Below are 8,474 nucleotides of genomic sequence, written 5' to 3'. Positions count from 1 at the left end.
CACAAAAGCCAAATCTTTCGCTGAAATTTGGAAAGAAACAACCCTTGATTCCTTTGGAGCCAATTCTATTTTTTCAAATCCCTTAAGCCGCTTGACAGAAGGAGATACGGATGCAAACAAATCAGAAGCATAAAATTGCACCACCTCTTTTCCGGAACGATCCCCGGTATTGGTAACCTTCACACTCACTTCCAACACATCATCTGCATTAAATTCGGCTTTATTAATTTTCAAATCGCTATACTCAAAAGAAGTATAGCTCAAACCATGGCCAAAAGGATATTGAATTTCAAAAGAAGATTCGTAATCGTACACACCCTCCATTTTTTCTTGATTTTCAGAAGGTTGGTGATCGTAAGTCAACAGACTATTAGGGTATTTGGGATACGTATAGGGCAATTTTCCACTTGGATTTACATCTCCAAATAAAATATCTGCTAAAGCTACTCCCCCAAAGTTCCCTGGTAAATACATTTGCACAACCGCAGCCATTTCAGATTCAAATTTGCTAATTAGTCTTGGACGCCCCTCATTGAGTATTAAAATTACAGGTTTACCTGTAGCTGCTAAAGCTTTGCCTAATGCCGATTGATTTTCAGAAATATACATATCTGTCAAATCTCCTGGCTTCTCAGTATAGGAATTTTCCCCTAAGGCCAAAATAATATAATCCACATTTTCAACAGCTTCGACAACGGCTTCAATATCAAGATTTTTTTCCTCAAAATATTTTCCTTCATTGTTATACTCTACGCCTGGTACAAAAGTCACCTGTTCTTTCCCTACTTTATCGGTAATTGCGGCAAGAATAGTTTTATAGCGATCGGCAAATTCATGCACTTTTTCGCCCTGCCAGGAGTATGACCATCCCCCATTCAATGTTCGCATACTGTTGGCATTAGGACCAGTAACCAGTACTTTGGCATTTTTCTTCAAAGGCAAGATTTCTTCCTTGTTTTTGAGCAAGGTAATAGATTCCTGAGCAGCAACTAAGGCTGCCTGTTCAAAATCATAGGAACCAAATTCCTTATAATCAGCCACCTCAGTAGTCGGCTGATCAAATAAACCTAAAGCGAATTTTACTTTTAATATTCGACGAACTGCATCATCTATACGGCTCATATCCACTTCCCCCACCTTTACCAGCTCAATCAAGTTAGTGGTAAAGTTAAAATTGTAAGGCACCATTGCCATATCAATGCCCGCATTCACGACCATTTTTACGGCTTCTTTTTGAGTAGCGGCTACTTTGTCTCTGTTGTGAAGGTTTTCTATATCAGCCCAATCGGTAACTACTAAGCCTTCAAATCCCAATTCTCCTTTTAAAAGATCTGTAATTAGATTTTTATTGGCATGTACAGGAATTCCATTGATTAATCCAGAGTTAACCATCACCGTATAAGCACCTTGGTCAACGGCTGCACGGAAAGAAGGCAGGTAGAATTCACGCAATTGTCTCTCAGGAATGTAGGCTGGAGTACGGTCTTTTCCCGAATAAGAAGAGTAAGCCATAAAATGCTTCAATGAGGCCGCTACCCTTCCAGGTTTGCTGATGTCATTATCTTCCCCCTGGTAACCAATAATGGCTTGCTTACCCATTTCAGAAGTTAGGTAAGTGTCTTCTCCGTAAGTCTCCCACATGCGTGGCCATCTTGGATCCCTTCCCATATCCAGTACAGGTGAAAAATCCCATGGTATGCCACTGGCTCGGGTCTCATAAGCGGTTACCTCGGCTCCTTCTCGAACAAGGTCACGATTCCAGGTGGCTGCCATTCCGATTTGTTGTGGAAAAAACGTAGCTCCTACTGTGTAAGTCGTTCCATGGATGGCATCCACTCCATATATGGTTGGAATCCCCAATTCTTTCATGGAAATTTCCTGCAATTGATCGATAATCTCATTCCATTTTTCAGGAGTACGAGCTCGGTTGTTGGCCGTATTTAAAAATGAACCTACTTTATATTTTTTAATGGCTTCTAAAACCAATTCTTGATTTAATTCTAGAGGCTCATCACTGACAAATACACTTTCTCCCTTAGTAATAACATCCAAGGTGATTTGAGTCATCTGTCCCACTTTCTCTCCCAAAGACATTTTGGAGAGCAGCTTTTCAATCTTCCTATTGGTTTTTTGCTGTTGTTTCTCGTTGGTATGTGTTATAGCTTGTGTATTGTTTACCGAAAAGGCCGGAACAGCGAAAGAAACTAATAAAGCAGCCAATACCAACAGAAAACAGTACTTTTTGATGCTGTTTGTGGTCATTATGTGCAGTTTAAAAAGTAATTAACAGTGTTTTAGAAATTTAGATGTATCAGATAAAAAAAGGAGAGTAGGATAAACCTTACCCTCCTTCCAATAGGATAAACCTATTTAAAGAATTTCAATATCATCTAAATAGAATGTTGAAGCCTTAAAATGGCCCTCATTTCCTAAAATGATCCATAATTGGTCAAATTCAGTTGGACCAACCCACTGACTAAAATCAAATTCTAGTTCAACCCATTGATCACCTTGTTCCACCGTTTGAGTTAATTTAACCTCCGAAGTCCAAGGTTCCCCAGACTCTCGGTTTTGGAACCATACCGCAGCTGTAGTATTTAATGGATTTCGTTCCCCTCCCACCTCAAAGTTATCGTAAGAATTATCCAATGGGAAATAAACCTTCATTTTCACTTTATTCTTCACACTTAAATCTACCTTGTTGTCAAACAATATTGGTAGTTTCTGCCATTGTACACCTTCATCAGTCACATATTTCCCAACCGTTCCAGAAGAATTTACTTCATCTGGAGCCGGATTAGAAATAATTTCAAAGTTTGGCATATCCATTGGGAATGGTCCCCATTCGAAATCAGGATTTTCAAAATCCTGTGAGAAGTTACTATAGTCGTATTCTGGAGTTTCTGGCAAAGGATCTGGTTCGTAACCTTCAGGAATTAAACGATGAAACCAATACCCATTCATTTTTGCATCAAAAAAGGAAACATAAAGCTCATTTTCTTCCAAATTCAATATTTTATATTCGGTTGGGCCAGCATAGTATCCAAGCCACGCTTTATCTGCACCATTACTTAAAACAATGTAATAGCCATCCTCTTTTTCCACTAAACCCCAAGTAGCCTGATAATCCTCATATGCAGCAGAATAATCGTCTTCTTGTGGTTCAGTATTAGTAAAATCATCTCCATAGGCTCCATTTACAAATACTTTTCCATTAGTAGTATGGGTATAGACTGAGCCAAAAATATTGAAATTATAAACATCTGTATATAAACCTGTACCTTCTTTTTCTAGAGGACCTGCGCTCCACCATTCTACTTTATCAGCAGATTCACTATTCGCCATATGTCCAGGCCTGGTTTTATCAACAACCCAGTTTTTACCATTTAGGGCCTCCACTCCTCCAGTGAGAAATTTATATTCATCACTTTCTACAAGGCTTAAATCATCCTGTTCTAAAGTAATGATTTGACTGTTACTTGCTTTTCCTCCATTATTCATTATTGTGAGAGTAACTTTATAATCCCCTTTAAAAGGGAACTCAGCCTCCACTTTATCCCCTTGAGCTGTAGAACCGTTACCAAAATCCCAAACAGCTGTAAAACCTACTTCGGAGGTGTTCTCAAATTCGATCACATTAGTACTTCTGGAAGTAGGAGCATAGGAGAAACTTACTTGATCTGGTGTAGGGGGTAAACCTGTATCAGGTTTATTTTCTTCGAAAGGACTACAAGCGGCTAATGCCAATAATGTCCCCAGGGCCCATTTATAATTAAACATCTTCATTTTTCTTAATTTCTTATTTTGGATATAGCAAAAAATTCAATGCAGATTTCCCGATAGTTTCCTATCGGGAAGCCATTATGGATTTTGTACAAGGGTTCCTCCACCCAGGTTAATCTCATTTTGAGGAATTGGGAATAAATCTTTACTTCTTGGTCCTTTACCCCATCTGATCAAATCAAAGTAGCGTTGGCCTTCCAAAGCAAGCTCTACTCTTCTTTCATGTTCAATGGCAGCTTGTGAATAACCTACAGCAGGTAGACCGGCACGTTCCCTTACTTTGTTTAGGTTTGTTGCATCCCCACTAAGTTCTGATTCCATTAATAGTACATCCGAATAGCGAATGGTTTGCGTATTCAACCTAAAGTTTAAGTTGAAATCTCCGCCTCTGGAATCATCCAGTCTATTTTCTGGGCGGCCCGTATATTTATTAGTATAGTATCCTGTCTGCTGATAACTTTCATCATAGGATTCTTCCAAATCTGCAGCCACGACAATAGATGCTTGCTGTCTTAAATCGCCTGGTTCGAAGGTGTTAAATAATTCTTCAGTAGGAAGATTAAAGCCCCATCCTTCAACTCTTTCATCAGAATTATGACCACGGATTCCCTGCATGGTAACCAAGAAATTTCCCTGAGTACCTACACCATAGCCCCAGTCGCCCCATTCTGCTAGATCGGAGAATTGAATTGAAAATAAGGATTCTGAACTGTTTTGATAATCCATTCTAAAGAGATTAGAATAATCATCTAACAACGCATAAGCCCCACTAGAAATAATGTCACGCAATTCTTGCAACGCACGACCATTATCAATTACTTCTCCGTTCGCAGTCGTAAGATTGACTCCATACACACCATTAGCATGCATATATGCCTTGGCTAAAAGTGCTTTTGCCGCATAAGAAGTAACCCTTCCCATTTCAGAATCTGATACAGCTTGAGGTAAGGCAGGAATTGACTCTACCAAATCCGTAGCAATTTGATTGTAAACATCCTTGGGATCAGCTTGCGTTTGATCCATTTCATCTAAGCCCAGGGTTTTAGTAATTAGAGGTATGTTTCCAAAAAGACGTACTAAGTCAAAGTAATAGTATGCCCTTAGGAATTTTACTTCTCCTATGGTTCTTGTCTTAAAAGTCTCATCTGCTTCAACTCCATCAATTCTCTCCAAATATTGATTGGCTCTTTGAATTCCAGTATAATATTTATCCCACCATACTTCCAGAGCCACGTTGGTAGGCTGAACCACATTTTGAGGCTCAAACTCCTCCATATGAGGCTGGTCACCGGCACTTCCTCCCCCTTTTCTTGTATCACCGGAAGCGATGTCTAAAATCAATTCTAATGGGCCATAATTAGTCACATACTGCCATTGCAAGACACTATAGGTAGCCACTAAAGCTTCCATGGCCTCGGTTTCATTCTTATAAAAAGTATCGGACTGTCTTAAATCCAATGCATCTCTCTGAAGAAAATCTTCTCCACAAGAGGTAGCCCCCATTAGTAAGCCAACTCCTAAAATCCCCGTCAATATATATTTTTTAATCATCATTATTCGACTTTATTTTTTAGAAACTAATATTTGCTCCTACTCGGAATGTTCTAGCTTGTGGATAATATCCTCTATCAATACCCAGATTTAGGTTTCCAGGAGAGTTAAGGTTATTTGGATCACCACCTGTAAAACCAATTTCCGGGTCTAAACCTGAATATTTGGTAAGGGTAAACAAATTGTCGGCTGAAACATATACCCTTATTTTTGACATGCCTGCTTTTAGAGAAAGGCGCTCAGGAAGAGTGTAACCCAACTGTATGGTTCTTAATCGAATATAGTCTCCATCTTCCACGTAGAAGTCCGAAATATTGGAATAGTTTCCATTTGGATCATCCAATGTCGCGCGAGGCATGGTTGTATTGGTGTTATCAGGTGTCCAACGGTCTAGCCATGAGCCAGGCATATTGACTTGCTTTAAGTCAGCTCGACGGGTAGCGTTATATATTTGGAATCCGGCAGCTCCCTGAAAGAAAGCGACGAAGTCAAACCCTTTATAGTCCGCAGAAATGTTCAGACCAAAAGTCCAATCTGGCGTAGGTTTTCCAATGAAAGTTTTATCATCCTCTGATACCTCTCCATAAGTTCCATCTTCTTTTACAAAACGAAGATCACCTGGCTTTGGCTTGACACTTTCACTTGACCAATCATACTGATCAATTTCCTCCTGTGATTGCCAAAGGCCATCCGTTTTATAACCGTAAAAGTATCCAATAGGCATTCCGACGGTAGCACGTGAAACAACTCCCATGGTTCCAATACCTGCACCCGGGATGAATTCGCTGTTATTATTGATAAAAGTAACTTCATTTCGGTTATAGGCAGCATTTGCTCCAATGCTGAAATTTAGCTCTCCTACTGAACTTCTATATTCTGCACCGAATTCCACTCCATCATTTAATACATCCGCACCATTTGCCCATGGGGCCTCTAATCCTACATACCCCATGATATCAAGTAGCATGAGCATATCCTTTGTTTTCTTATTGTAGTAATCAGCGGAGATAGTTAATCGATCATCGAAAAGGCCTAAATCTACCCCTATGTCAATTTGTTCTGAAGTTTCCCATTTCAAATCCGGATTATCCATTCTTTGTGGGCTTGCACCTACATGCAATGTTGGGTCCATTCCAAAAGTATATCCTCGACCATAGGTATCAACCACTGATGAGTAAGCATTTCCAGGGATTCTTTCGTTACCATTTTGTCCCCAGCTGGCCCTTAGTTTAGCAAAATTTAAAGTATTACTTAAGCCAGAGTTCTTAAAGAAGTCTTCTTCTGAGAATACCCAACCAGCGGATACAGAAGGGAAGATCGCATAACGATTGTTAGGGCCAAAATTAGATGAACCATCCATCCGAACGGTACCAGTTAATAAGTATTTATCTGCAAATGCATAGTTCACTCTACCAAAAAAGGATTGTAAGGTATGATCTGTAGCGGCACCCTCTGACATGGCTGTTGAAGCATCTCCCGAATTCACAAAAGCATTATCAAAATCTGTAGCCCAAGAATTACTACGTTGAGCAAATACTGACATATAAGTATCCTGCTGAGCGGACATTCCCAATAAACCAGTGAAATCATGCTTTCCTACGGTCCTCTGGTAGGATAAAGTGTTTTCCCATAACCAGGTGTACCATCGTTCGGTTCTTCTTCTGGCAATAGCATTTGGACTTTGACGTGTTCCACTTAGGAAGTGAATAGGAATGAATTCACGGTTATCTCCAAATGCTAAATCAAGACCAAAATTAGATCGGAACTTAAGTCCTTTCAAAATTTCATACTCTCCATAGAAATTACCAAATATTTTGTCTAGGGTAAACTCCTGATTTGTTATATCAATACTAGCTACAGGGTTTACCACTTCCTGGAATCCAGATCGAGGCAGAGCAAAATTGCCATCCTCATCATAAACCGGAATGGTCGGATCCATATTTAAGGCACGAGCAATTGGAGAATCAAATTCCTGATTGTCAACTAATCCTGATTTTAAAATATGGGTATAAGAAAGGTTCTGACCAAAAGTAATTTTTTCAGATAATTTATGATTTGAGTTTAAACGGAAAGAGTAACGATCAAAGTAAGATTTGTCGGAATTACCAACGATTCCTTCTTGCCCAAAATAAGCTCCCGAAGCCGAAAAGGTTGATTTATCATTACCACCGGATATTGTAATTTGGTGGTTCATAATCGGAGCATTGTAATTGAAGATTTCATCCTGCCAATCTGTTCCTTTTCCAAAAGCAGAAGGGTCATCAAATAATGGAAGGTTTCCATCATTCACTGATGCTTCATTGAGAATGTTAGCATATTCGGTGGCATTCAACAAACTTACTTTCTTCCATGGGTTCTGAACTCCATAGTACATGTCATAAGACACTTGGGTTTTTCCTGCCTTTCCTTGCTTGGTTGTAATTAAAACTACACCGTTTGCAGCTCGGGTACCATAAATGGCCGCTGAAGCCGCATCCTTTAATACTTCAATACTTTCAATATCGGAGGGATTAAGAAAATCCATGCCTCCGGTTGGCACACCATCAACAATATAAAGTGGGTCAGAGTTATTAAGGGATCCTGTTCCACGCACCCTAACTGTTAATCCGGAGCCTGGTTGTCCCGAGTTACTTGCCACCTGCACACCGGCAGTTCTACCTTGCAAAGCTTCTTCTACCCGAGCAATTGGTGATTGTTGGATTTCTTCTGGCTTTACAGAGGCGATGGCTCCAGTTACAACACTTTTCTTTTGTACACCATAACCTACAACCACTACTTCCTCCAGGGCTTTGACATCCTCTTCTAAAGTTATTTCAAGGGAGGTTTGGCCATTTAAGGGCACCTCTTTATCTGTATAGCCTACGTAAGAAATAAGAAGGCTAACATTTTCATCGGTCACCTCCAAACTGAAATTTCCCTCAATATCTGTGATAGTACCATTGGAAGTTCCTTTTTCTACCACATTGGCACCAATAGCACCTTCACCGGAAGGCTCTAAAACTTTTCCGGAAATCTTAACCTGCGCCCATGCTTGCTGGGTGGTCAGTGCTGCCAGGAGCATTACTAAAGAAAAAATTTTCCCTTTCTTTAGTGGTAATCCATGTAGACTATTTTTCATTTGATCTTGATTGGTTAAAAAA

The 8,474-nt window shown here is 39.8% G+C and carries 4 protein-coding genes; all 4 read right to left on the bottom strand.

Annotated elements, in window-relative coordinates; all coding sequences use genetic code 11:
- Positions 1 to 2,262, bottom strand: a 2,262-nt coding sequence (locus tag E1171_RS13350) for a glycoside hydrolase family 3 N-terminal domain-containing protein (protein ID WP_155206509.1), incomplete at its 3' end; no start/stop codon positions are given.
- A gap of 108 nt (positions 2,263 to 2,370) precedes the next feature.
- On the bottom strand, positions 2,371 to 3,780 hold the full coding sequence (locus E1171_RS13345; protein WP_155206507.1) for a PKD domain-containing protein: 1,410 nt from the start codon (positions 3,778 to 3,780) through the stop codon (positions 2,371 to 2,373).
- An 81-nt stretch (positions 3,781 to 3,861) separates the two neighbouring features.
- Entirely contained in the window at positions 3,862 to 5,337 is a 1,476-nt protein-coding gene (locus E1171_RS13340) for a RagB/SusD family nutrient uptake outer membrane protein (protein ID WP_155206506.1), read from the bottom strand.
- A 16-nt stretch (positions 5,338 to 5,353) separates the two neighbouring features.
- Positions 5,354 to 8,474: SusC/RagA family TonB-linked outer membrane protein (locus tag E1171_RS13335; RefSeq protein ID WP_222931499.1), on the bottom strand; the 3,121-nt coding region annotated here is incomplete at its 5' end.

The organism is Xanthovirga aplysinae (assembly GCF_009711365.1).
Taxonomy (GTDB): Bacteria; Bacteroidota; Bacteroidia; order Cytophagales; family Cyclobacteriaceae; genus Xanthovirga; species Xanthovirga aplysinae.
The sequence above is the reverse complement of the archived record's forward strand: the minus strand, read 5'-3'. Positions and strand labels throughout refer to the sequence as shown.

Coding starts and splice junctions, on each gene's coding strand:
- E1171_RS13345 (WP_155206507.1), bottom strand. CDS start 3,780: ATGTTTAATTATAAATGGGCCCTGGGGACATTATTGGCATTAGCCGCT.
- E1171_RS13340 (WP_155206506.1), bottom strand. CDS start 5,337: ATGATGATTAAAAAATATATATTGACGGGGATTTTAGGAGTTGGCTTA.